Source organism: Limnohabitans sp. JirII-29 (genome assembly GCF_003063395.1).
Taxonomy (GTDB): domain Bacteria; phylum Pseudomonadota; class Gammaproteobacteria; order Burkholderiales; family Burkholderiaceae_C; genus Limnohabitans.
Genome location: NZ_NESB01000013.1, coordinates 29,376 through 51,052 on the forward strand (window position 1 = coordinate 29,376; position 21,677 = coordinate 51,052).

The following is a 21,677-nucleotide window of genomic DNA, read 5'->3' on the forward strand; positions in this document are numbered from 1 at the left end:
ATGGTTCAAAAACTCAAGGCTGTGGCTGCGGTTGGTTTGCTGGTGCTGGGCACGGCCGCCATCGCGCAGAAGTACCCGAACAAGGTGATCGAGTGGGTGGTGCCTTACCCACCCGGTGGCGGCACCGACACGGTGGCGCGCGCCCTGGCACAAACCATGGGTGAGTCTCTGGGCCAAACGCTGGTCATCAACAACAAGCCCGGTGCTGCCACCAACATTGGTGCCGAATATGTGGCACGTGCCAAGAACGATGGCTACGTGATCATGTCCGCCGACACGGCCACACTGGCTGCCAACCCCTTTCTGTACAGCAAGCTGCCCTTCAATGTGGAGAAAGACTTTGCGCCCATTGGTTTGACGGTGCGCTTTCCGATGATCTTGGTGGTCAACCCCAGCGTGCCTGCCAACAACCTCAAAGAGTTGTTGGCCTGGATTCAAACCCAAGCCAGCGTGAGCTATGCCACACCCGGTGCAGGCAGCCCGCACCATTTGACGACCGAGCTGTTTCGCGAGGTCAGCAAGACCCAGCTCACCCACATTCCCTACCGTGGCGCTGCACCTGCCGTGCAAGATGTGGTGGGTGGTCAAGTGCCCATGATGTTTGTGGACACCGCCAGTGGCTATCAGTTCATCACCACAGGCAAGCTGCGCGCCATTGGCATTGCCAGCGCGAAGCGGGTGAAAAACTTTGAGCAAATTCCAACGCTCAGCGAGCAAGGGCTGAAGAATTTTGAAGCCTATGCCTGGCAAGGTTTGGTGGCACCTGCGGGCACGCCAGACGAGGTGATCAACACCCTCAACAAGGCGCTGCTGAATGCGATGAACAGCACCGAGATCAAAGCCAAGTTGCAGGTGTTGGGCCTGGAGGCCACGCCCAGCAGCCCCAAAGCTATGGCCGACTATGCCGCCAAGGAGCGCGCCAAGTGGGGCCCACTCATCAAGTCGACAGGCATCAAGGCCGATTGAGGGCAGCACCATGGCAATTCAACTGGACCGTTCGTTCACCTACCGCCTGCATTTGCTGGCCAAGGTGTCGGACTATGAAAGTCACAAGTCGTATCTCGACGAGATAGGGCTGTCCCTGAGCGAAGCACGCTGTTTGGCCACGGTGGGCACGTTTGAACCCATGTCGGTGATGGACCTGGCGGACAAAGGCAACTTGAACAAGGGCCAAGCCAGCCGTGCCGCGCAAATTTTGGTGGACAAGGGGCTGATCCGTAAAAAGGAACACCCCTCCGACGGACGTGGCGTGACCTTGGGTTTGACCGCCGCAGGCAAAAAGCTGTGGGACAAAACCATGGCCCTGATCGATGCACGCAACCGACACATCGTGTCTTGCCTGAACAAAGACGAGCAGGCCACTTTGAGCCAGTTGCTGGACCGCTTGCTGCAACACAACATCGGCGAATGATGACGCCACAGAGGATTTAGAAAAATGCATACCCCCACCACCGAAGCACGTCCTTCGATTTATTACCACTACCAAGTGCATCAGCCCTGGCTGGCGTCGCAACACGCCAAGCAAGAACGCAAACGGGTGGTCATCGCAGGTTCTGGCCCCGCAGGCATGGTGACGGCCCTGGAGTTGGCACGCTATGGTGTGCCCTGCGTGGTGGTGACGTCGGAGTTGCAGGTGTCGCAAGGCAGTCGTGCCATTGTGTTCACGCGTCGCTCGATGGAGATCTTGCAGCAAGTGGGCGTGGCCGATCGCATGACCGAGAACGGCTTGCCTTGGCGTTTTGGCAATTCGTACTACCGCAACCAGCGCGTGTTTCGTTTGGAGGCGCCGCACGACGCAGATGACCGTTTCTTTCCAATGATCAACATCCAGCAGCAGTACATGGAGGAATACCTGCTGGAGGCTTGCAGCGCCAACCCGTTGATTGATTTCCGTTGGGGCAACAAGGTGACGCAAGTTGAGCAGATGGATGGCTTTGCCAAGGTGCAGATCGACACGCCTGAAGGCCCCTACACCTTGGAGACCGATTGGTTGGTGGCTGCCGATGGGGGACGCTCTGGCATTCGTACCGCCATGGACTTGCAGATGGAAGGCGCGTCCTACGAAGGCTTTTTTGTGATTGCCGACATCAAGATTGATTTGCCACTGCCCACCGAGCGCCTGGCTTACTTTGACCCAGACTGGAACCGTGGCAACACCATTTTGATGCACCGTGAACCCCACGGCATTTGGCGTGTGGACTACCAGCTGCCCGAAGGCGAAACACCCGAAGAAGCACTGCGGCCCGAGTCGTTGAAAGCACGCATTGATGCGCAACTGGCCATGATTGGCTATGCGGGCACGCCTTGGGAGATGGACTGGTCGTCGGTGTATTCCGCACGCACCTTGACCTTGCCCGACTATGTGCATGGCAACGTGATCTTCACGGGCGACGCGGCACATTTGTTGCCCATCTTTGGGGTACGTGGTGCCAACACCGGGTTCCAGGATGCGCAGTCTTTGGGTTGGCAATTGGCCTTTGTGGTCAAGGGCTTGAGCAGCCCTCAACTGCTGGCCAACCACAGCGCCGAGCGCGTGGGGGCCGCACGCGAAATCATTGAAGAGTCGGGCAAGAGCACACGCTTCATGGCACCGCCTGCGGGTGGTTTTCAGCTGCTGCGTGATGCGGTGCTGTCGCTCTCGCTGACGCAAGAATTTGTGCGTCCGCTCTACCACTGGCGTACCTCGCGCCCGCACGCGTACACGCAGTCGATGCTCAACAGCGCAGGCGATGACGACGCCTTGTTCACCTGCGGCCCAAGCCATGGCGCGCCACCACAAAACATCCGTTTGGCACCCGACGACTTTTTGCTGGACCACGTAGGCGGTGGCTTTGACTTGTTGTATTTCACCGAGGCGCAGGCGATTCCTGAGTCACTGCAAGCGGTGGTGCAGGCCGCACGTGCCAAAGGTGTGCCGATCCGTGTCACAGCGGTAGGGTCTGGTCACGCCGTGGCTGGTGCCGATGCCACCCTGGCTGATACCGAGGGCCATTTCCGTCAACGCTATGGCGTGCAAGCCAGTGGCGCTGGCTATTTGCTGCGCCCCGACCAACATGTGTGCGCGCGCTGGTTGACGCTGGACGCCACACGCCTGCAAGACGCCTTGAGCGCCGCATTGCCACAGTAAGGAGAACCTGCACATGACCCCCTCACACACCGCCCTCACCATTCCTGATTTGGAAACGGTCTATGACACGCTGGCCATTGCCATTGACCAAGCGGGCACCGACAAGGCGCAGCTCTTTTTGGTCAAGCTGGCCCTGCTCAACGCCAACGCCTTGGGCGATGCGGCTTTGTTTCAACAGCAAGTGCAAGTGGCACTGCAAGATCTTTAAAAAATTCAAAGGCTCCCATGACCATCGATCGCATCCACCACGTCGCTTACCGCTGCAAAGACGCCAAACAAACCGTGGAGTGGTACGTCAAGCACTTGAACATGAACTTTGTGCTGGCAATTGCCGAAGATTTGGTGCCCAGCACCCATGCCCCCGATCCCTACATGCATGTGTTTTTGGATGCGGGTCATGGCAACGTGCTGGCTTTCTTTGAGTTGCCCAACTCACCCGCCATGGGGCGTGACACCCACACGCCCGACTGGGTGCAGCACATCGCCTTCAAGGTCGACAGCGTGCAAGCCCTGGAAGACGCCAAAGCCCGCTTGCAAGCGGCTGGCATTGAGGTGGTGGGGGTGACGGACCACACCATCTTCAAGAGCATTTATTTCTTTGACCCCAATGGCCACCGTTTGGAGCTGGCGTGCGATGTGGGTACGCCCGAGATGTACCAAAACCTCGACGAGGTGAAGTGGGCCATGCTGGAAGAATGGAGCCAAACCAAACGCGCGCCCAAGCACGCAGCGTGGATGCACAACAAAGAACTCACCCACTGAACGGACACGCCCACCATGACCACTTCATTGAACGAAACCCACGCACCAGCGTTGCGCAGCTGGGTGCCCTCTGCCAATGTGGCAGGGTGTGATTTCCCGATTCAAAACCTGCCCTTGGCGGTATTTCGCCGTGCCGCTTCTGCTGAAGCTTTTCGCGGTGGTGTCGCCATTGGCGACCAAGTGCTCGACTTGGCAGCGCTGGCCCATGCAGGCGTCTTCAGTGGTCTGGCCGGTGCCGCCGCCCAAGCGGGCGCGCAAGACAAACTCAATGCCTTGATGGCCTTGGGGCCCGAGGCGTGGTCTGCGTTGCGCTTGGCCTTGTCGCGCGCCTTGCGTGACGGTGCCCCCGAGCAAGTAACACTGCAAGCGTGTTTGGTGCCGCAGTCTGACGTGGCGTTTGATGTGCCGGCGCGCATTGGCGACTACACCGACTTTTACACCTCGGTGCACCACGCCACCAACATTGGCAAACAGTTTCGTCCCGACAACCCTTTGCTGTCCAACTACAAATGGGTGCCCATTGGCTACCACGGTCGGGCGTCGAGCATTGGCGTGTCGGGCCAATCGTTTGCGCGGCCCAAGGGACAGATCAAAGCGCCTGACGCCGAGGTGCCGGTGCTGGCACCGAGCAAGCGGGTGGACATTGAGTTGGAGCTGGGTATTTTTGTGGGCCAAGGCAACGCCAGCGGCGACGCGGTGCCCATGACCTTGGCCGAAGACCATGTGTTTGGCATGTGCTTGCTCAACGACTGGTCGGCACGCGACATCCAGGGCTGGGAGTACCAACCGTTGGGGCCGTTTTTGTCGAAAAACTTTGCCACCACCCTCTCCCCCTGGGTGGTGACGCTGGAGGCCTTGGCACCCTACCGTGTGCCCTTTGTGCGGCCTGCCCAAGACCCACAGCCGCTGCCGTATTTAGACAGCGCTGCCAACCGCACGCAGGGTGCGTTTGACATTCAACTGCAAGTGGGCTTGCTGACGCCGAAGATGCGCCAGGCCGGGCTGGGCGACGCGTCGATTTGCCGCACCAGCTACCGCCACGCGTATTGGACAGTGGCGCAAATGGTGACCCACCACACCGTGAATGGTTGCAATTTGCAGCCCGGTGATTTGTTGGGCAGTGGCACCTTGTCGGGCCCCACGCTGGACCAAGCCGGTGCGTTGATCGAACTCACCACGGGCGGCAAGAACCCGCTGCCCTTGCCCAATGGCGAAACCCGCGTGTTTCTGGAAGACGGTGACTCGGTGGTGCTGCGCGGCTGGTGCGAAAAGCCAGGCGCGGCGCGCATTGGCTTTGGCGCTTGCTGGGGCACGGTGCTGCCCGCCAAGGCCTGAACAACCCGCGTGGCCGCTCAGGCTGAATTGCCCGAAGCGGCCATGGCCATCACCTTGGCCTTTATGCCGACGTGGTGTGTGCGAAGGCTTGGCATATGCCGTCTGGCGAGGTGCCCGTGGCCAGCAGCAGGCTCAACAGCAGCCGTGCTTTGGAGGCGCTCAAGTGACCACAAGGAATGACGCCTTTGGCAATCAGGTCCATCTCTGAGCCGGCAAAGCCATAGGTCTGGGTGAACACGCGGCCACCGCGCACGCGTGTGCACAACACCACGGGCATCTGGTGCATCAGCTCGACCATAGCGCCCACGCTGGCAGCGGGCACATGGCCTGCACCCATGCCTTCAATCACCGCGCCGCTGTAGCCCAGGCCTTGGAGGGTGGGCAGCAGACGTGCGTCCTCACCCAGCCCTAACGAGACTTGCGCCACCGCGTGCTCGTGCGCGAGCGGGCCTTGAATGGGGGCGATGCGGCGTTGGGGTGTCATCATCAGTTCCACCCGACCTTCGGCCACAAAGCCCATGCACCCTGTACCGGGTGAGGTGAAGGCGCTGGTCAAGGCGGTGTGCGATTTTTGAGCCCAACGTGCGCTGTGAATTTCGTCGTTGAGCACCACCACCACACCCAGGCCCGACATGCGCGCATCGGCTGCCACGGTGACCGCCGACAAAATGTTGGCCGGGCCGTCTGCCCCGGCGGCTTGGGGTCCACGCATGGCACCGGTGACCACCACCGGACGCGGGCTGCGCACCAACAGGTCGAGCACAAAGGCGGTGTCTTCGATGGTGTCGGTGCCTTGCACCACCACCGCGCCGTCGATGTCTGCCTGCAAGCGTTCGTTGAGCAGCTGGGCCACCTCGGCCAAATTGCGAATGCTCAGCGAAGCACCGGGCATGCTGAATTGGGTGATGGCTTCGAGTGTGGCCACCCCAGCCAGTTGCGGCACGCTGTCAATCAGCTTGTCGGCGGTGAGGGTGGGGGTGATGCCCCCAGCGTCCGAGCGGGTCATGGTGATGGTGCCGCCGAGCGACACGATCAAGATGCGTGGTGCGCTCATTTGGCGTGGTCGCGTTGTTGGGCCAAGAACCAGTCGAGGATTTCTTCGCCGGTCCACACCAGCACGTCTTCGTGGCTCAGCACATAGTCGTACAGCTGTTCGAGGTAGCCAATGCGGTGCGGCACGCCGCTGAGGTAGGGGTGCACCGAGATGGCCATGATGCGCGGTGTTTTGGCACCATCTTTGTAGAGGCGGTCAAAGTGGGCTTTGCCGCGCTTGAGCATTTCGTCAGACGGTTGTTGTTGCACGGCAGAGATCACCACGTCGTTCAACTCCACGGTGTAGGGCACGGCGGTGATGGGGCCTTTGGGCGAGTGCAGCGACACGGGTTGGTCGTCGAGCACCCAGTTGGCCACGTAGTCGATGCCGCACTCGGCCAAGTGGTCGAGGGTGTCGTCGGTTTCAGTCAGGCCTGGGCTTTCCCAGCCGCGGGGTGCCTTGCCGGTGAACTTGCGGATTTCGTCCATGGTTTCGCGGATGGCGGCCAGTTGGTCTTCCACTTTGTGCATGGGGCGTTGCACCAAGCCGTGTCCCATGAATTCCCAGCCAGCCTTCAGTGCGGCCGTGCACACCTCTTCGTACATGCGGCAGGTGGTGCCGTTGAGTGCGAAGGTGGCTTTCATCTTGCGGTCGCTCAAGGCTTCAAGCAGGCGCCAAAAGCCCACGCGCATGCCGTATTCGTGCCACGACCAGTTGGGCACATCGGGCAGCATGGGGTTGCCCATGGGCGGGGGCAACACCGCGCGCGGCATGGCACCGGTGGGCTCCCACACTTCGACGTTGACGATGTTCCACAACACCACGCGTGCATTGCCTGGCAGTTTGAGGGGTGGGCGGTTGACGATGGATTGGTAGGGGGCGCGTGCGCGAACGCTGTGGCCAATAGGGTTGCTCATGGGGGCTCCAGATGTTGTGGTGAAGTGGCCGTGGTGCGGCGTGCGTGGATGTGAAAGATACGTGGTGCAGTGTGTGGCGTGTTAGCCGCCAGGAATCACGCCAGGCGGCAGGCTGTAGCAGTAGTCGGCAATTTCGCCGGGACGTGCCAGCCATACCTTGTCTTGGTGCGGGCTTTGCACGCAGTGCTTGAGCGCTTGACGCAGCTGCCGCAGGCGGAAGGGCTGGCCAAAGATGTTGGGGTGCACCGAGACGTTCATCACCAAGGGGTGGCGGGCAGACTGTTCGATCATTTCGTCAAACTGGTTGACGATCATGTCGCAAAAGTCGCTGGAGTCTTGGCGGCGGTGGGTGATGATTTGCGAGTCGTTGAGCTCTACGGGGTAGGGCACCGACAGAATCGGGCCGCTGCGGGTGCGCATCCAAATCGGCTGGTCGTCCATGGGCCAGTCCATCAGGTACTTGAAGCCCGCTTCTTTCAACAGGTCGGGGGTGTGCGCGGTTTCGTAAGCGCCCGAGCCCATCCAGCCGGTGGGGGCCTTGCCTTCGTGGGCCACAAACTTGTCAATCACGTCTTGGATGATGCGCTCTTCGTCGGCTTCCCACATGCCGCGGTGGTTCTCGGCATTGGTGCGACCGTGGCCCACGATCTCGTCGCCACGGCGGCGAATTTCATCCATGATTTGCGGCGCGTAGTCGTACACCAAGCTGTTGACGTTGTGCCCTGCGGGGATGTGCAGTTCATCAAACAGTTCAAACAGACGCCAGATGCCGATGCGGTTGCCGTAGTCGCGCCATGAGTAGTTGCGGTGGGTTTGTGGCTCGCCGGTTTTGGCAGGGTCGTGGCCGTTGCCTGCACCAAACGCAAAACACTCGATGTTGGTGGTGATCACAAAAGCCAATCTGGCACCGCCCGGCCAGTCGTAGTCTTTGCGCTCATTCAAGGGCACGTAGTCGTAGCGGTTGTGGCGTGGCAAAAGAGGACGGGGCATGGGCTGGTCTTTCATGAGGAACATCAAATTTCATCCTACCTGTGGCCGAAAAATACTGTCAATGCACGAATGAATTAGTCCATATATTGGAATATCAGGGCGCACGGTATTGGTGGCTTGAGTTGCGATTTGCACTATAAGGATGCGTTATTTTTTGCTGCTGTTCTATTTGCGTGCATGCCTGAAATTGACTATGAGTCCAAATAGTGAAACATTCAAAGATCGCCTTGACACCTCAACTTTGCGCCACCTAGGATGAATTTTTGCTTTCACATTCAACCCAAAAGGACCCACGCATGAAGAAGCCAAACCACCTCTCTTTTTGGATCGCCGCGCTGTGTTCGGTGTGCTGCGCCGCAACGGCTTGGGCACAACCTGCTGCTTATCCCAGCAAGCCCATCACCTTGGTGGTGGGGTTCACGCCGGGCGGTATTTCGGATGTGCTGTCACGCGCGTTGGCTGCACGGTTGTCGACGCAAATGGGGCAGAGCGTGATTGTGGAAAACAAGGCCGGTGCGGGCACCACCATCGCCTCTGCGTTTGTGGCGAATGCAGCGCCCGATGGTTACACGCTGTATTTTCAAGACATGACCACACATGCCATCAGCGCTTCGACCTACAAGAAGCTGAAATACGACTCGTGGAACGACTTCACCATGGTCAGCTTGGTGGCCTCCACACCGTTGATGTTGGTCTCTAGCTTGTCTTCTGGCGCCAAGGATGTGAAGAGCTTGGTTGCACTCGCCAAGGCCAAGCCTGATCAAGTGGTGTATGCCTCGTCGGGCAATGGGGCCATCACGCATTTGGTGGGCGAGTCGTTCAAACAACTCACCGACACCAAGGCTTTGCATGCGCCTTACAAGGGCAGTTCACCTGCAACGCAAGCCATCATGGCGGGTGAGGTGATGTACACGTTCTCCACCATGCCGCCTGCGGTGAGCCAAAGCAAGGCCGGAAAAATTTATGGTCTGGCGGTTACCTCGGGCAAGCGCGTCAGTGCTGCGCCTGATGTGCCCACACTCAAAGAAGCTGGGGTGCCACTGGAGGTGCTGCTCTACAGCGGATTGATGGGACCCAAAGGCATGTCGCCCGCCATCGTGGAGCGCTTGGGCGCCGAGGTGAAAAAAGCCTTGGCCAGTCCTGAGATGAAGTTGACATTGGCCAACGCGGGGGCGGAAGACCTGCACAGCACACCCGCCGAGTTTGCCGCCTTGATGAAGGTTGAGGCTGAGAAGATGGCCAAGGCCGTGCAGCTCGCTGGCGTGGTGCTGGACTGATATCCTCACGGCCCACACCAATGCAAGGGGCTTGTTTATTTCTTCTGAACCGTTAGAAGTTGCCGGAACACAAACCATCAGCAGGGCTTTTCGGGCCCTGCGCTTGGTGGCCGCGCAAGCGCCGCATGGCATTCGGCTGGTTGACTTGTCGCACCAGCTCGGTCTTGAGCGACCCACGGCGCATCGCTTGCTCAAGGCCTTGGTGCGAGAAGGCATGCTGGTGCAACAGGCGGGCACGCGTCGCTACAGCCTGGGGCCGCAGTTGTTTGAGCTGGGTATTTCAGCCACCCACCAGTTCAACCTGAAAGACATTTGCCAGCCGGTGTGTGCCGCCTTGGCCGAACAAACGGGCGACACTGCATTTTTGTTTTTGCGCAGCGGCTTTGATGCGGTGTGCATTGCGCGCATTCAAGGCACCTACCCCATCCAGACACCCTCAGTGCCCGTGGGGAGTCGACAGCCCTTGGGTGTGAGTGCCGGAGGTTTGGCGTTGTTGAGTGCGTTGCTAGCCGAAGAAATGGCCACGGTGATTGGTGCGGTGGAACCCCGCTTGGCGGCGTATGGCGATTTGGATGCCGACAAATTACGAGACCTGTGTGCCTCGGCCAAGCGTGCGGGCTACGCCTCGACAGGCAACCATGCTGTGCCCGGGGTACGGGCCATTGGTTTGCCGATTTTTGACCGATCCAACACACCGATTGCCGCCATCACGGTGGCGGCCACCCAGTCGCGCATGGATGCACGACGCATTGCCACTTTGTTGCCAATGCTCAAAACAGCGGCGGCTGAGGTGACGCGGTTGTTGCATCAGTGAATGGTGCCCGAGACCGGAATCGAACCAGTATCTAACGCCCAAGAGGGGCAAGTCAGATGAACTTGACAGTGGTTCCTCAGGCAGACGACAGCAGTTGGATGTATCGGGCGTAGCTGAAACTCCGGTTTTTCTTGTTGCCTGTTGTCTCGGTGATCAAGCCCAATTCTTCTAGGGCTTTGACTGCTGCATTGGCTGTAGGGAAGGTGGTTCCCAGCGCCGTCTTCACCCGCTCCACGGTAAAGCGCGGCATCATTGGCAGCAGCTCCACCCTTTGGCGATTCAAGCAGTTTTCTACGGTCGGAAGCCACGAGCGAGGCGATCTTCACGATGTTCTCTTCCGCTTGGGTGGCGGCCACCTGCACCCCCTCCAGAAAGAACTGGACCCAAGACTCCCAGTCGCCTTCCTTTCGAATGGCCGACAGCAGACGGTAATACTCCGTCTGGTGCTGCTTCAAGTACCGCGCTCGACGCAAGGGGCCAAGCTGTCGATGCAAGGGCGTGGGGCTTGGCGAGACAACGTGTTTGTAGAGCGCGTTTGGCGCTCGGTGAAGTACGAGTGCGTGTACCTCAAAGCTTACGAATCGGTCAGCCAAGCCCGCTCAGACATTGCACGCTACATCGATTGGTACAACGCTGAGCGCTGCCACTCTAGCCATGACGGGAAAACACCAGATGAGGTTTTGCTGGCAGGGCTGCCAGAACTTCAAGAGGTTGCGTAAAGTGAATCCTTCGATGCGCCCCGAGTTGACTGCTTGCGTGGACAACTCTGCATCTCTTCAAACCCGCCCCTCTCCACTTATCTATAGGGGTTTAACTGTTCAAACTAACCGAGCCACTTATTTTGCCGAATTTATAGGATTGTGTTTTAGGCATACTGATGTTTTTGAAAAGAGGAAGAACTTTGATATTTAGCAGGCTTCTTATTGAAAGCAACAAAGGCACAACCCTATGACTAAGTTCATCGATTGCTTTTCAAATCGTTACATGCGGTTGTTTTTAAGTGCTGCGCTATCTCTAGTGTTGGTTTACTGGTATCTCCCATGCCCTAAGGGTGATGTGCCCGCATGGATTCAGGCAGGGGGCTCTGTACTTGCAATCATTGCGTCGTTTTGGATTGCTGATGCGAACCGAAAATCCGAGCAACAGGAGAGAAGTCAACGCGTGTTTGCTGTTGCAAAAGCTGCACATGAATATGCTAAAAAAATTCGAGGGTCAATTGCGTTTGACCAACAGAATGATCGCTTCAATTCTGCCATCCATGACATTTACCATCGTGACGTCACTCGTTCTTTTGCCCGCGCATTAGCAGATATACCTTTTCATGAAGTTGGGACGTCTGATGTAGTACAAGCACTTTTAAGCATGCAAGTGCAATTCGATGAATTTTTGCCTAACTCTATCGATGCTTTGATAAAGGGACCAACTGGCAACCCCGAGTTTGAGGGGACTAGGAATGATTTAGATGATTTGCCGCCGATTGAGCGCTCAATACAACGTAAATTACTTAGAGACAGATATATTGGTGTTTTAGTGAAAAACGTTTATACGCACATAGACGTCATAGATGCAAACTTTGAAGAGGTTCAGAGAGCTATAGATAAGGCTCACTGAGAGTAGTTTTATAAAATCCAGATTGGTAAATAAATTTCGACGTAACAAGAAATATTTCATTATTAAATAAGGTGAACCCATGTCAAGATATCTTTTAGTAGCTTTTTTTACCTTTATATTTTTTACCTTTTTGGGTAAATCAAGCACTGATAAATCGACCGAGTCGAAAGATAATTCCAATGCGCCTAATATTTTACCCTTGTCGAAGTCAGTGATGCAAGAAGAGGTTAATGATGCAACGAAGAATTACCAGTTAAAAATGCCACTACCTATTCGCGTTGATGCTTGGGAGTATCAGGTTGAATATCAGAAAAACGAGATTTTTGCTGATTCGAAATACAAAGAAAAAGCTTTACGAGTAAATGGTGTTTTTTACTCTGCAAGCCGAAATATTGATGGTGATCCAGTTCTGCTTCTTTTCGGCATCGGAGGAGCGCCAGGTGTTGCCGCCTACATGCGAAAAAGTGAAGAGCCAAAAATTGCTACGTTGATTTATGGGCAAAACATAACTTTAAGATGCGGAGGTGCTGGGAAAATTGCTGGCATTCCTGCCTTAGGTCCTTGTTGGTTTTATAAGGGCGAACTAGCAAACGAAATTCGAGCAGCAGAAGAAGCTTTAGCTCGCCAGTCTATTGAAAATAGACTAATTTCTTCGCCAGAAATGGTTGCTAGTGAATCGACGCAATAATTTTTGCTTATGCAGATCAAATGCAAACCGAGTTTTAACTAAAGTAATAAGTCTAATAAGGTGTATAGGCTAACCATGAAAGTCGTCACCTAGACCGAAGCTCGTAAAGGCCTTAAAGCTTTGATAGATGGGGTAATCAACGATGCCGACATTGCCGTGATTGCTCGGCGTGGTGGCGAGCATGTTGTTCTCATGTCTCAAGCTCAATACGAAAGCATGGCCGAAACTCTTTACCTGTTGACTAGCACCGCCAACGCTGCGCACTTAGCGACATCTATTGCTCAACACAAAGCGCGGGTGAGGAAAAAAATAAACTCATGTGTGGTGCCTCCGACAGGAATCGAACCTGTATCTAGCGCTTAGGAGGCACTCGTTCTATCCATTGAACTACGGCGGCAGCCAACCCTTATTTTAGAGGGAGGCTGGTGCACCGCTGCTAGAGAGCTCAGAGTTCTTTGCCAATTCTGCGATCAATGGAGAAAGGACCACCACCGCGCAAGGCAACAGCCAGCATGATGAGGCCCCACATCAGTGGGTACTCGTAGCCTGGGCCGGTCCAGCCAAATTTGGGCAGGTGGTGGTAGGCAATGACGGCCATTTCAATGGTGATGGCAGCCGCAAAGAAGCGGGTGAACAAGCCCAGGGCCACACACAGGCCACCCACGGTTTCGAGCAGGATGAGCACCACGGCCAAAGGCTCAGCGGCTTCGATGCCGCGTCGTGTGAGGGCTTTGGCGGCGGTGGCTTCCACACCTTCAAGGAGTTTGGGGATGCCATGCGGCAACAGCATCAGGCCCACGGTCAAACGGACCAGCAACCAGGTGAAGGGTTCGGCCCAGCGGTAGAAAGGCTGAAGTTGCGGGATCAGCAGTTGCGGCTGTGTGGCGGCCACTTCTTCCGTGGTGGTGTCAAGGTGTGGATGGTTCATGGAGTGTCTCGGTTGGTTTTATAAAGAACGGCAGCGCGCTATTTGCTGAGCATGCGCATGGCGTCTTCCAGGCCTTTGAGGGTCATGGGGTACATGCGGTTGCTCACCAGTTGCTGGATGATGCTGATGCTTTGGCGGTATTGCCACACGCCTTGTGGTTCAGGGTTGATCCAGGCGTATTTGGGGAAGGCGTGGGTCAGGCGCTGAATCCATTCGGCACCTGCTTCTTCGTTGTTGTATTCCACGCTGCCACCGGGTTGAACAATTTCGTACGGGCTCATGGTGGCGTCGCCAATGAAGATGAGTTTGTAGTCTTTGTTGTATTTGCGCAGGATGTCCCAGGTGGCAAATTTTTCAGCAAAGCGGCGTTTGTTGTTGCGCCACATGAAGTCGTACACGCAGTTGTGGAAGTAATAAAACTCCAAGTGCTTGAACTCGGCTTTGGCGGCAGAAAACATTTCTTCCACGCGGGCAATGTGTTCGTCCATGGTGCCGCCCACGTCCATGAGCAGCAGCACCTTCACGTTGTTGTGGCGCTCAGGCACCATCTTGATGTCGAGGTAGCCAGCATTGGCCGCCGTGGCGCGGATGGTGTCTGGCAAGTCGAGTTCTTCGGCCGAGCCTTCGCGGGCAAAACGGCGCAAGCGTCGCAGTGCCACTTTGATGTTGCGGGTGCCGAGTTCTTGGGTGTCGTCGTAGTCTTGGTAGGCGCGTTGGTCCCACACCTTCACAGCACTCTTGTTGCCACCTTTGCCGCCGATGCGAACGCCTTGGGGGTTGTAGCCACTGTTGCCAAAGGGCGAGGTGCCACCGGTGCCAATCCATTTGTTGCCACCTTCGTGACGTTCTTTTTGTTCTTCCAGACGTTTTTTGAGCGTCTCCATCAACTCGTCCCAGCCCATTTTTTCGATGGCGGCTTTTTGCTCGGGCGTGAGTTCTTTTTGCAGAATTTTCTCAAGCCAGTCGAGCGGGACGTTTTTGGTGAAGTCGGTGAGCATGTCCACGCCTTTGAAGTAGGCACCAAAGGCTCGGTCGAATTTGTCGTAATGCTTTTCGTCTTTGACCAGGGTGAGACGACTCAAGAAATAAAAGTCATCCAAGCTGCATGCCTCACTGCCTGGGCCTACGACTTGTTTTTGCAGCGCTTCCAGCAAGGTGAGAAATTCCTTCACAGACACGGGCAGCTTGGCAGCACGCAGGGTGTAGAAGAAGTCGATCAGCATGGTGTTCAGTCTTGTGTGTTTTGTCGGGCGCGCAAGTAACGGGCGGCTTGCAAGCCCATGCCACCCCCTAAGCCCACCAACACAATGGCCACGATGCTGCCTGTGCCGTAGCCTTCGGCAAACAAGTCCAGGCCCAAGGTGACACCCAGGCCATAGCCCAGCAACGCGCCCGCGACAAAGCCCACGGCGTCGCTGAGTCCTTCCATCAATGAGGCAAACATGTCAGCTCCTCTTTAACGGTTGCGGCTTTGCATGAACACCAGTTTTTCGAACAGAGTGACGTCTTGTTCGTTTTTGAGTAAAGCGCCCACCAGCGGTGGGATGGCCACTTTCTCATCTTTGGTTTGCAAGGCTTCGAGAGGAATGTCTTCTGCAACCAGCAGTTTGAGCCAGTCGAGCAATTCGCTGGTGGATGGTTTTTTCTTCAAGCCGGGCAGGTTACGAATGTCAAAGAATGTTTTCATGGCCACACTCAACAGTTCTTGTTTGAGCTGTGGAAAGTGCACGGCCACGATGTGGCGCATGGTCTCGGCATCCGGGAACTTGATGTAATGAAAGAAACAGCGACGCAAGAAAGCGTCGGGCAGTTCTTTCTCATTGTTGGAAGTGATGAACACCAAGGGACGATTTTTGGCTTTGATCAGTTCACGGGTTTCGTAGCAATAAAACTCCATGCGGTCGATCTCGCGCAACAAGTCGTTGGGGAATTCGATATCGGCTTTGTCGATCTCATCAATCAGCAGCGCCACGGGTTGCTCTGCGGTGAAAGCCTGCCAGAGCACGCCTTTGATGATGTAGTTTTGAATGTCTTTGACGCGTGCGCCACCATCCAGGTCAGCCATTTGGCTGTCGCGCAGTCGACTGACTGCGTCGTACTCGTAGAGGCCTTGTTGGGCCTTGGTGGTGGATTTGATGTGCCATTGCAGCAGGGGCATGCCCAAGGCCTGTGCGACCTCTTCAGCCAGCATGGTCTTGCCTGTGCCGGGTTCGCCTTTGACCAGCAAGGGGCGTTGAAGGGTGATGGCCGCGTTGACGGCGAGCATCAGGTCTTGCGTTGCAACGTAGTTGTCGGTGCCGGTGAATTTCATGTGAGTTGGCTCTATATAATGAACGGTTGACTTTTATCAATCTGTCTCGAAGACATCTGCACTATGAACAAGTCTCTCTCAATCGTGTTTGCTTTCGTTGTCGCCGCTGCGACCTTTTCAGTCCAAGCTCAAGAGCTCAAAGGCGACGCCAAAGCTGGCGAAAAAAAGATTGCCATGTGCATTGGCTGTCACGGGATTATTGGCTACCAAGCCAGCTTCCCTGAAGTGTACAAAGTCCCCAAAATTTCAGGCCAAGGTGTGAAGTACATCACCTCTGCTTTGAACGCCTACAAAAAAGGCGAGCGCAAGCACCCCACCATGCGCAGCATTGCAACCAGCTTGAGCGACCAAGACATTGCTGATATGGCTGCTTACTACTCAACCCACGGTGTGGTGGAAGGTGCTGTATTGCCTGAAAAAGCCACTGAGCCCAAAGGCAATGTGGCTGAGTTGGTGAAGAAGGGCGCTTGTACTTCGTGCCATGGTGAAAACTTTGCCAAGCCGATTGACCCGAGCTACCCCAAGCTGGCTGGCCAAAACGCCGATTACTTGTTTGTGGCTTTGAAGTCCTACAAGGTGGAAGGTACGGCGACCTGGGGCCGTGGCAACGGCGTGATGGGTGGTGTGGCCAAGCAGTTCAGCAATGCTGAACTCAAAGAGCTGGCCAACTATGTGTCGGCACAACAAGGCGATTTGAAAACTGTGCCTCAGTCGAAGTTCCGTTGATCTGAACGTTTCTTCTGCCAAAAGAGCCCGCTGCATGCGGGCTTTTTTGCGTCTGTGTGGTGGTGCGTTCAACGGCCGATTTCGCGCAGCACTTCTTGCGTGTGTTGTCCCAAGGTGGGCGCAGGTCGCCACACGCCCGTGGGTGTGTTTGTCATGCGCACGGGTGGGCGCAGTTGGCGCAACAGCCCTTCGTGAGGGTGCGGGATGTCGAGCCATCCCTCGGTGGCTGTGAGGTGTGGGTCGGTCAGCAAGTCATCGAGCTTCATCATGGGCATCACTGGGATGTCGTGTTGCGCCAAGTCTTGCAACCATTGCGCGCTGGTGCGTGTGCGCATGTGTTCCCCCACAAAGCCATACAGCGCATCAATGTGGGCAATGCGTTGGCTTTGAGTGCCAAAGCGCGGGTCGGTGGTGAACAACTCAGGTTGTCCGATCAAGCGTAAAAAAGACTGCCAATGCTTGTCGGTGTACATCAAGGCGCAGATGTGACCGTCTTGGGTTGCGTAGGGCTTGCGGTTGGCGGCGAGCATGCGCGAGTGGCCCATGGGGGCGATGGGGGGCTGCCAAGTTTCGCCACCCAAATGTTCGCCCAGTACAAACTGCAGCAGGCATTCGAACATGGGGACTTCCACATGCTGTCCCACGCCTGTGCGGTAGCGCGCGATGACTGCTGCCAGCACCGCATGCACCATGTGGAGTCCGGTCACACGGTCGGCAAAGGTGGCTGGTACATAGCGCGGCTCGTGGCTGCCGCTTTGGGTCATGAGCCACGGAATGCAGGCTGCGCCCTGGATCAAATCGTCGTAGGCCGGCCAGTCTGAATAGGGTCCGCCTTCGCTATACCCGTAAGCACCACACACGACCAAGCGCGGGTTGCGTGCATGCAAGGCTTCAAACGACAGCCCCAAACGTGCCATAGAGGCGGGGCGGATGTTGTAGGTCAGCACATCGGCGGTGTCACACAGGGCCAGCAAGGCCTCGCGTTGTTCGGCTTGGCGCAAGTCCAGCACCACAGAGCGTTTGTTGCGGTTGGTGTTGATGAAGATGTGGCCCATGCCCAGATGTTTCATCGGACCCGCCTGGCGCATGATGTCGCCCCCGGGGGGCTCAATTTTGATCACGTCAGCGCCGTAGTCGCCCAAGATTTGGGTGGCATAGGGGCCCAGCACCACGCCGGTCAGATCGACCACGCGCAGGCCAGCGAGCGCGCCAAGCAGGCTTTGGGTGGTGTCAGTGACGGAGGTCAATCGCGGGTGGCGCGTCGTTGGACGGCATCCATGTAGGCCTGGCCATCGGGGGGGCGTCCGCTGCGCTGGCTTTCCCAGATCATCTGGCCCAAGGCCTCCATGGTTTCATGGTGTGCATCGTGCAGCGAGTCGCGGCGCGCGGCCAAGAGCTCGACGGCTTGGCGTATGCCGCGCGGTTGGTCGATGGAGCATTGCTCGCTCACTGACAAATGCATCGACAGGTGCAAGAAGGGGTTGACTTGGCCATCTTTGACCTCGTACATGCGCTCCAAGGCGGCTGCCTCGTCGGCAAAGTCGGCATGGTATTCGGGGTGCTCGGCCACCCACTGACTGGCCAGTGTTTCTAGCGCGTCCATGGGCTGTGCGTTGCGCCACTTGGCATAGACCGAACAAAAAAAGCGCCGAACGTCGGCTTGACTGGGTTCAAACATGCCCAGCATTGTCACTCAGGTGCCCGGTTGGGCGTGGGGTGGTGCGCGGCTTGATACATTTACCGGTTACACAAGTTTCATTTGAGGAAGACCATGAACCAAGCCTTCATTTGCGATGCCATCCGCACCCCTTTTGGCCGTTACGGTGGCGCTTTGTCGTCCGTGCGCACCGACGACCTGGGCGCTATTCCGCTCAAAGCCTTGATGGCACGCAATCCCAACGTGGATTGGTTGGCTGTGACCGACTTGATTTATGGCTGTGTCAACCAAGCCGGTGAGGACAACCGCAACGTGGGCCACATGGCCAGTTTGCTGGCGGGGCTGCCCCTGGAATTGCCAGGCGCCACCATCAACCGTTTGTGCGGTTCGGGCATGGACGCCATTGGGACTGCCGCGCGGGCCATCAAGGCGGGCGAGGCCACGCTGATGATTGCTGGCGGTGTGGAGAGCATGAGCCGTTCGCCCTTTGTGATGCCCAAGGCCGAGAGTGCATTCAGCCGCAGCAATGCGGTGTACGACACCACGATTGGCTGGCGCTTCATCAACAAGTTGATGAAAGAAAAGTATGGCGTGGACTCGATGCCTGAGACGGCAGAGAACGTGGCCACCGATTTCAAGATCGAGCGTGAAGCCCAAGACCGCATGGCGCTGGCCAGCCAGATGAAGGCCGTGGCTGCGCAAAAGGCAGGCTACTTTGATGCTGAAATTTGCCCTGTCACCATCCCTCAGAAAAAGGGCGATGCCGTGGTGGTGAGCCAAGACGAGCACCCACGTGCGACCAGCCTAGAGTCGTTGGCCAAACTCAAGCCAGTGGTGCGCCCTGATGGCACGGTGACAGCCGGCAACGCCAGTGGCGTGAATGACGGCGCGTGCGCGGTGTTGTTGGCCGATGAGAAAACTGCGGCCCAGCAAGGACTGACGCCCAAAGCCCGCGTGGTGGGCATGGCCACAGCGGGTGTGCCACCGCGCATCATGGGCATTGGCCCGGCACCTGCGACACAAAAAGTGTTGGCATTGACGGGTTTGACGCTGGCGGATTTGGATGTGATTGAGCTCAACGAAGCGTTTGCTGCGCAGGGCTTGGCGGTGCTGCGCCAGTTGGGCTTGCAAGACGATGACCCGCGTGTGAACCCCAACGGCGGGGCGATTGCCTTGGGTCACCCCTTGGGCGCAAGTGGCGCGCGCTTGGTGACGACCGCCATCAACCAGTTGCACCGCACCGGTGGTCGTTATGCCTTGTGCACCATGTGCATTGGCGTGGGTCAAGGCATCGCCATGATCGTTGAGCGTGTTTAAAACAGCAGGGCGATTGGCATGATCAACAAAATTGCACCTTCGGTGGCCCATGCATTGCAAGGTTTGCGAGACAACCAAACCTTGTTGATTGGTGGGTTTGGTACCGCAGGGATTCCCGATGAATTGATCGATGGCTTGATTGCCGTGGTGCGCGAGCGCCACGTGCAGGGCCTGACGGTGGTCAACAACAACGCAGGCAATGGCGAAAGCGGTTTGGCCGCTTTGCTGCAAACTGGCTGTGTACGCAAAGTGATTTGCAGCTTCCCTCGTCAGGCAGACAGCTATGTGTTTGACGGCTTGTACCGTTCGGGCAAGTTGGCGTTGGAGCTGGTGCCGCAAGGTAACTTGGCGGAGCGCATTCGTGCCGCAGGGGCTGGCATTGGCGCGTTCTTCACGCCCACAGGTTTTGGCACCGAGTTGGCCAAACACAGCGATGGTTCCCCCAAAGAGACCCGCGAAATCAATGGCCGCATGTATGTGCTGGAGCACCCTATCCATGCCGACATTGCCTTGATCAAGGCCGAGCGAGGCGACCGTTGGGGCAACCTGACCTACCGCAAGGCTGCACGCAATTTTGGGCCAGTGATGGCCACTGCTGCCAAGTGCACCATTGCGTCGGTGCACGAGGTGGTGGAACTCGGCAGCTTAGACCCCGAGAGCATTGTGACGCCCGGTATTTTTGTCAGCCACGTGGTGCAAGTGCCACGTGTGGCCACCCAAGGTGGTGGTTTCAAGAAGGAGGCATGAGATGGCCTACACCCGAAAAACCAAAGACCAAATGGCGGCCCGTGTGGCCCAAGACATTCCCGATGGCGCTTATGTGAATTTGGGCATTGGCATGCCCACCCAAGTGGCCAACCACTTGCCCCAAGGCTTGGAAGTGATTTTGCACAGCGAGAACGGCATCTTGGGCATGGGCCCTGCGCCTGCTGCGGGTCAAGAAGATTACGACTTGATCAACGCGGGCAAACAACCCGTGACCTTGATGCCTGGCGGCGCGTTTTTTCACCACGCGGACAGTTTTTCGATGATGCGTGGTGGGCACTTGGACATTTGTGTGCTGGGCGCTTTTCAGGTCAGCGAACAGGGAGATTTGGCCAATTGGCACACCGGTGAGCCAGGTGCCATTCCCGCTGTGGGTGGGGCCATGGACTTGGCGATTGGCGCTAAACAAACCTGGGTGATGATGGATTTGTTGACCAAGCAAGGTGCCAGCAAAGTGGTGCGCGCGTGCAGCTACCCGGTCACGGGCTTGGCTTGCGTCAAGCGCATTTACACCGATTTGGCCACGCTCGAAGTCACGCCCCAAGGGCTGCGCCTGATCGATGCGGTGGATGGTTTGTCACGCGACGAGCTGGCGCAGTTGGTGGGCTTGCCGATTCACGGCTGAGCCCACGCAGCGTTCACTGCTCGGCGAACGCGCGCTCGATCACAAAGTCGCCGGGCTTGGTGGTGTTGCCCTCTTTGAAGCCACGCTCTTCGAGTATGTGCTTCAAATCCTTGAGCATTTGTGGGCTGCCACAAATCATCACGCGGTCGTCCGTGGGGTTGAAGGCCGGCAGCCCCAGGTCGCTGAACAATTTGCCGCTCTCGATGGCGTCGGTCAGACGGCCCTGGTTTTTGAATGGCTCACGCGTGACCGTGGGGTAGTACAGAAATTTCTCACGCACCATCTCGCCCAGGAACTCGTGCTGGGGCAGCTCTTGTGTGAGGTAGTCGTGGTAGGCCAGCTCTTTGACCTCGCGCACGCCGTGCACCAAGATCACTTTGTCAAAACGCTCATACGTGTCGGGGTCGCGGATGACGCTCAAGAACGGTGCCATGCCGGTGCCGGTAGAGAGCAGGTACAAGTTTTTACCGGGCAACAAATAGTCAATCAGCAGCGTGCCCGTGGGCTTGCGTCCGACGATGATTTTGTCGCCCACCTGGATGTGTTGTAGACGCGAGGTGAGGGGGCCGTCTTGCACCTTGATGCTCAAGAACTCCAGGTGCTCCTCGTAGTTGGGGCTGACGATGCTGTAGGCGCGCAGCAGGGGTTTGTTGTTGACGCGCAGGCCGATCATGGTGAAGTGGCCGTTGGAGAAACGCAGCGCGGTGTCGCGCGTGGTGGTGAAGCTGAACAAGCGGTCGGTCCAGTGATGAACCGTCAACACTTCTTCTTCGTGGAATGCACTCATGACAAAT

The 21,677-nt window shown here is 57.1% G+C and carries 25 protein-coding genes, 1 tRNA gene and 2 pseudogenes; 16 read left to right on the top strand and 12 right to left on the bottom strand.

Annotation, left to right across the window (positions count from 1 at the left end):
- The 6 genes from B9Z39_RS15825 to fahA are packed head-to-tail and all read left to right on the top strand — an operon-like array spanning position 1 to position 5,224.
- The gene (locus tag B9Z39_RS15825; RefSeq protein ID WP_108302522.1) at positions 1-966 is read left to right on the top strand and encodes a tripartite tricarboxylate transporter substrate binding protein; all 966 of its coding nucleotides are present in this window, start codon (positions 1-3) and stop codon (positions 964-966) included.
- Positions 967-976: 10 nt separating this feature from the next.
- Positions 977-1,411, top strand: a complete 435-nt coding sequence (locus B9Z39_RS15830) for a MarR family winged helix-turn-helix transcriptional regulator (RefSeq protein ID WP_108302524.1) — start codon at positions 977-979, stop codon at positions 1,409-1,411.
- A 24-nt stretch (positions 1,412-1,435) separates the two neighbouring features.
- Entirely contained in the window at positions 1,436-3,127 is a 1,692-nt protein-coding gene (locus tag B9Z39_RS15835) for an FAD-dependent monooxygenase (protein ID WP_108302526.1), read from the top strand.
- 13 nt (positions 3,128-3,140) lie between these two features.
- Positions 3,141-3,335 carry a DUF2783 domain-containing protein gene (locus tag B9Z39_RS15840; RefSeq protein ID WP_108302528.1) on the top strand — a complete coding sequence of 65 codons (195 nt, stop codon included), beginning with the start codon at positions 3,141-3,143 and terminating at the stop codon, positions 3,333-3,335.
- 17 nt (positions 3,336-3,352) lie between these two features.
- Positions 3,353-3,889, top strand: coding sequence for a VOC family protein (locus tag B9Z39_RS15845; protein WP_108302530.1), 537 nt, complete (start codon positions 3,353-3,355; stop codon positions 3,887-3,889).
- Between the two features lie 15 nt (positions 3,890-3,904).
- Positions 3,905-5,224 carry a fumarylacetoacetase gene (fahA, locus tag B9Z39_RS15850; protein WP_108302532.1) on the top strand — a complete coding sequence of 440 codons (1,320 nt, stop codon included), beginning with the start codon at positions 3,905-3,907 and terminating at the stop codon, positions 5,222-5,224.
- A gap of 61 nt (positions 5,225-5,285) precedes the next feature.
- On the opposite strand, the gene B9Z39_RS15855 is transcribed toward fahA, so the two are convergent.
- The 3 genes from B9Z39_RS15855 to B9Z39_RS15865 all read right to left on the bottom strand — a co-directional run bounded on the left by B9Z39_RS15855 (position 5,286) and on the right by B9Z39_RS15865 (position 8,164).
- The gene (locus B9Z39_RS15855; protein ID WP_108302534.1) at positions 5,286-6,278 is read right to left on the bottom strand and encodes an asparaginase; all 993 of its coding nucleotides are present in this window, start codon (positions 6,276-6,278) and stop codon (positions 5,286-5,288) included.
- Entirely contained in the window at positions 6,275-7,174 is a 900-nt protein-coding gene (locus tag B9Z39_RS15860) for a polysaccharide deacetylase family protein (protein ID WP_108302536.1), read from the bottom strand. Before B9Z39_RS15860 ends, B9Z39_RS15855 begins: the two co-directional genes overlap by 4 nt.
- Before the next feature lie 81 nt (positions 7,175-7,255).
- Positions 7,256-8,164 carry a polysaccharide deacetylase family protein gene (locus tag B9Z39_RS15865; RefSeq protein WP_100147667.1) on the bottom strand — a complete coding sequence of 303 codons (909 nt, stop codon included), beginning with the start codon at positions 8,162-8,164 and terminating at the stop codon, positions 7,256-7,258.
- A gap of 296 nt (positions 8,165-8,460) precedes the next feature.
- Here B9Z39_RS15865 and B9Z39_RS15870 point away from each other — a divergent pair, with 296 nt between their 5' ends.
- Both B9Z39_RS15870 and B9Z39_RS15875 read left to right on the top strand, forming a co-directional pair.
- Positions 8,461-9,441 (top strand): tripartite tricarboxylate transporter substrate binding protein, encoded by a 981-nt coding sequence (locus B9Z39_RS15870; protein WP_100147596.1) that lies wholly within the window; start codon positions 8,461-8,463, stop codon positions 9,439-9,441.
- 31 nt (positions 9,442-9,472) lie between these two features.
- Positions 9,473-10,255 carry an IclR family transcriptional regulator gene (locus B9Z39_RS15875; protein WP_233249046.1) on the top strand — a complete coding sequence of 261 codons (783 nt, stop codon included), beginning with the start codon at positions 9,473-9,475 and terminating at the stop codon, positions 10,253-10,255.
- A 76-nt stretch (positions 10,256-10,331) separates the two neighbouring features.
- On the opposite strand, the gene B9Z39_RS17100 is transcribed toward B9Z39_RS15875, so the two are convergent.
- Entirely contained in the window at positions 10,332-10,538 is a 207-nt protein-coding gene (locus tag B9Z39_RS17100; protein WP_199221232.1) for a hypothetical protein, read from the bottom strand.
- 199 nt (positions 10,539-10,737) lie between these two features.
- On the opposite strand from B9Z39_RS17100, the pseudogene B9Z39_RS15885 reads away from it, so the two are divergent.
- From B9Z39_RS15885 to B9Z39_RS15900, 4 genes and pseudogenes are all read left to right on the top strand, one after another.
- A pseudogene (locus tag B9Z39_RS15885) lies at positions 10,738-10,974 on the top strand (integrase core domain-containing protein); the annotation flags it as partial.
- Positions 10,975-11,203: 229 nt separating this feature from the next.
- Positions 11,204-11,866: a hypothetical protein gene (locus tag B9Z39_RS15890; protein ID WP_108302540.1), complete on the top strand. Its 663-nt coding sequence runs from the start codon at positions 11,204-11,206 to the stop codon at positions 11,864-11,866.
- A 79-nt stretch (positions 11,867-11,945) separates the two neighbouring features.
- On the top strand, positions 11,946-12,554 hold the full coding sequence (locus B9Z39_RS15895) for a hypothetical protein (protein WP_108302542.1): 609 nt from the start codon (positions 11,946-11,948) through the stop codon (positions 12,552-12,554).
- A gap of 105 nt (positions 12,555-12,659) precedes the next feature.
- Positions 12,660-12,917, top strand: a pseudogene (locus B9Z39_RS15900) (type II toxin-antitoxin system Phd/YefM family antitoxin); the annotation flags it as partial.
- Here B9Z39_RS15900 and B9Z39_RS15905 read toward each other — a convergent pair.
- From B9Z39_RS15905 to B9Z39_RS15925, 5 genes are all read right to left on the bottom strand, one after another.
- Positions 12,877-12,951 (bottom strand) — tRNA-Arg (locus tag B9Z39_RS15905). The pseudogene B9Z39_RS15900 and the gene B9Z39_RS15905 sit on opposite strands and share 41 nt — an antisense overlap.
- Positions 12,952-12,999: 48 nt before the next feature.
- Positions 13,000-13,482, bottom strand: coding sequence for a DoxX family protein (locus tag B9Z39_RS15910; RefSeq protein WP_108302544.1), 483 nt, complete (start codon positions 13,480-13,482; stop codon positions 13,000-13,002).
- Positions 13,483-13,520: 38 nt separating this feature from the next.
- Positions 13,521-14,705, bottom strand: a complete 1,185-nt coding sequence (locus tag B9Z39_RS15915) for a VWA domain-containing protein (RefSeq protein ID WP_108302546.1) — start codon at positions 14,703-14,705, stop codon at positions 13,521-13,523.
- 5 nt (positions 14,706-14,710) lie between these two features.
- Positions 14,711-14,926 carry a hypothetical protein gene (locus tag B9Z39_RS15920; protein WP_100147603.1) on the bottom strand — a complete coding sequence of 72 codons (216 nt, stop codon included), beginning with the start codon at positions 14,924-14,926 and terminating at the stop codon, positions 14,711-14,713.
- Positions 14,927-14,938: 12 nt separating this feature from the next.
- Positions 14,939-15,793 carry a MoxR family ATPase gene (locus B9Z39_RS15925; protein ID WP_100147604.1) on the bottom strand — a complete coding sequence of 285 codons (855 nt, stop codon included), beginning with the start codon at positions 15,791-15,793 and terminating at the stop codon, positions 14,939-14,941.
- 63 nt (positions 15,794-15,856) lie between these two features.
- Between B9Z39_RS15925 and B9Z39_RS15930 the strand changes: the two genes are divergently transcribed.
- The gene (locus B9Z39_RS15930) at positions 15,857-16,519 is read left to right on the top strand and encodes a cytochrome c (protein ID WP_100147605.1); all 663 of its coding nucleotides are present in this window, start codon (positions 15,857-15,859) and stop codon (positions 16,517-16,519) included.
- 68 nt (positions 16,520-16,587) lie between these two features.
- On the opposite strand, the gene B9Z39_RS15935 is transcribed toward B9Z39_RS15930, so the two are convergent.
- Together B9Z39_RS15935 and B9Z39_RS15940 are read right to left on the bottom strand one after the other, a co-directional pair.
- Positions 16,588-17,766, bottom strand: a complete 1,179-nt coding sequence (locus B9Z39_RS15935; RefSeq protein WP_158269520.1) for a CaiB/BaiF CoA-transferase family protein — start codon at positions 17,764-17,766, stop codon at positions 16,588-16,590.
- A complete protein-coding gene (locus tag B9Z39_RS15940) occupies positions 17,763-18,197 on the bottom strand; it encodes a DUF1841 family protein (protein ID WP_108302608.1) in 435 nt (144 codons plus the stop codon). The genes B9Z39_RS15935 and B9Z39_RS15940 overlap by 4 nt, the downstream gene beginning before the upstream one ends.
- A 93-nt stretch (positions 18,198-18,290) precedes the next feature.
- Here B9Z39_RS15940 and pcaF point away from each other — a divergent pair, with 93 nt between their 5' ends.
- Genes pcaF through B9Z39_RS15955 form a run of 3 tightly spaced genes read left to right on the top strand, consistent with a single transcriptional unit; the run spans position 18,291 to position 20,883 of the window.
- Entirely contained in the window at positions 18,291-19,493 is a 1,203-nt protein-coding gene (gene pcaF / locus B9Z39_RS15945; RefSeq protein WP_108302550.1) for a 3-oxoadipyl-CoA thiolase, read from the top strand.
- 18 nt (positions 19,494-19,511) lie between these two features.
- Entirely contained in the window at positions 19,512-20,240 is a 729-nt protein-coding gene (locus tag B9Z39_RS15950; protein WP_100147608.1) for a 3-oxoacid CoA-transferase subunit A, read from the top strand.
- 1 nt (position 20,241) lies between these two features.
- Positions 20,242-20,883: a 3-oxoacid CoA-transferase subunit B gene (locus B9Z39_RS15955; protein ID WP_100147609.1), complete on the top strand. Its 642-nt coding sequence runs from the start codon at positions 20,242-20,244 to the stop codon at positions 20,881-20,883.
- 13 nt (positions 20,884-20,896) lie between these two features.
- Here B9Z39_RS15955 and B9Z39_RS15960 read toward each other — a convergent pair whose 3' ends face one another.
- The gene (locus B9Z39_RS15960; RefSeq protein WP_108302552.1) at positions 20,897-21,670 is read right to left on the bottom strand and encodes a ferredoxin--NADP reductase; all 774 of its coding nucleotides are present in this window, start codon (positions 21,668-21,670) and stop codon (positions 20,897-20,899) included.
- Between the last annotated feature and the right edge of the window lie 7 nt (positions 21,671-21,677).

What these genes read in the sequence shown, in the direction of transcription:
- B9Z39_RS15825 (WP_108302522.1), top strand. Translation starts at nt 1, where the DNA reads ATGGTTCAAAAACTCAAGGCTGTGGCTGCGGTTGGTTTGCTGGTGCTG.
- B9Z39_RS15830 (WP_108302524.1), top strand. Translation starts at nt 977, where the DNA reads ATGGCAATTCAACTGGACCGTTCGTTCACCTACCGCCTGCATTTGCTG.
- B9Z39_RS15835 (WP_108302526.1), top strand. Translation starts at nt 1,436, where the DNA reads ATGCATACCCCCACCACCGAAGCACGTCCTTCGATTTATTACCACTAC.
- B9Z39_RS15840 (WP_108302528.1), top strand. Translation starts at nt 3,141, where the DNA reads ATGACCCCCTCACACACCGCCCTCACCATTCCTGATTTGGAAACGGTC.
- B9Z39_RS15845 (WP_108302530.1), top strand. Translation starts at nt 3,353, where the DNA reads ATGACCATCGATCGCATCCACCACGTCGCTTACCGCTGCAAAGACGCC.
- fahA (WP_108302532.1), top strand. Translation starts at nt 3,905, where the DNA reads ATGACCACTTCATTGAACGAAACCCACGCACCAGCGTTGCGCAGCTGG.
- B9Z39_RS15855 (WP_108302534.1), bottom strand. Translation starts at nt 6,278, where the DNA reads ATGAGCGCACCACGCATCTTGATCGTGTCGCTCGGCGGCACCATCACC.
- B9Z39_RS15860 (WP_108302536.1), bottom strand. Translation starts at nt 7,174, where the DNA reads ATGAGCAACCCTATTGGCCACAGCGTTCGCGCACGCGCCCCCTACCAA.
- B9Z39_RS15865 (WP_100147667.1), bottom strand. Translation starts at nt 8,164, where the DNA reads ATGCCCCGTCCTCTTTTGCCACGCCACAACCGCTACGACTACGTGCCC.
- B9Z39_RS15870 (WP_100147596.1), top strand. Translation starts at nt 8,461, where the DNA reads ATGAAGAAGCCAAACCACCTCTCTTTTTGGATCGCCGCGCTGTGTTCG.
- B9Z39_RS15890 (WP_108302540.1), top strand. Translation starts at nt 11,204, where the DNA reads ATGACTAAGTTCATCGATTGCTTTTCAAATCGTTACATGCGGTTGTTT.
- B9Z39_RS15895 (WP_108302542.1), top strand. Translation starts at nt 11,946, where the DNA reads ATGTCAAGATATCTTTTAGTAGCTTTTTTTACCTTTATATTTTTTACC.
- B9Z39_RS15910 (WP_108302544.1), bottom strand. Translation starts at nt 13,482, where the DNA reads ATGAACCATCCACACCTTGACACCACCACGGAAGAAGTGGCCGCCACA.
- B9Z39_RS15915 (WP_108302546.1), bottom strand. Translation starts at nt 14,705, where the DNA reads ATGCTGATCGACTTCTTCTACACCCTGCGTGCTGCCAAGCTGCCCGTG.
- B9Z39_RS15920 (WP_100147603.1), bottom strand. Translation starts at nt 14,926, where the DNA reads ATGTTTGCCTCATTGATGGAAGGACTCAGCGACGCCGTGGGCTTTGTC.
- B9Z39_RS15925 (WP_100147604.1), bottom strand. Translation starts at nt 15,793, where the DNA reads ATGAAATTCACCGGCACCGACAACTACGTTGCAACGCAAGACCTGATG.
- B9Z39_RS15930 (WP_100147605.1), top strand. Translation starts at nt 15,857, where the DNA reads ATGAACAAGTCTCTCTCAATCGTGTTTGCTTTCGTTGTCGCCGCTGCG.
- B9Z39_RS15940 (WP_108302608.1), bottom strand. Translation starts at nt 18,197, where the DNA reads ATGTTTGAACCCAGTCAAGCCGACGTTCGGCGCTTTTTTTGTTCGGTC.
- pcaF (WP_108302550.1), top strand. Translation starts at nt 18,291, where the DNA reads ATGAACCAAGCCTTCATTTGCGATGCCATCCGCACCCCTTTTGGCCGT.
- B9Z39_RS15950 (WP_100147608.1), top strand. Translation starts at nt 19,512, where the DNA reads ATGATCAACAAAATTGCACCTTCGGTGGCCCATGCATTGCAAGGTTTG.
- B9Z39_RS15955 (WP_100147609.1), top strand. Translation starts at nt 20,242, where the DNA reads ATGGCCTACACCCGAAAAACCAAAGACCAAATGGCGGCCCGTGTGGCC.
- B9Z39_RS15960 (WP_108302552.1), bottom strand. Translation starts at nt 21,670, where the DNA reads ATGAGTGCATTCCACGAAGAAGAAGTGTTGACGGTTCATCACTGGACC.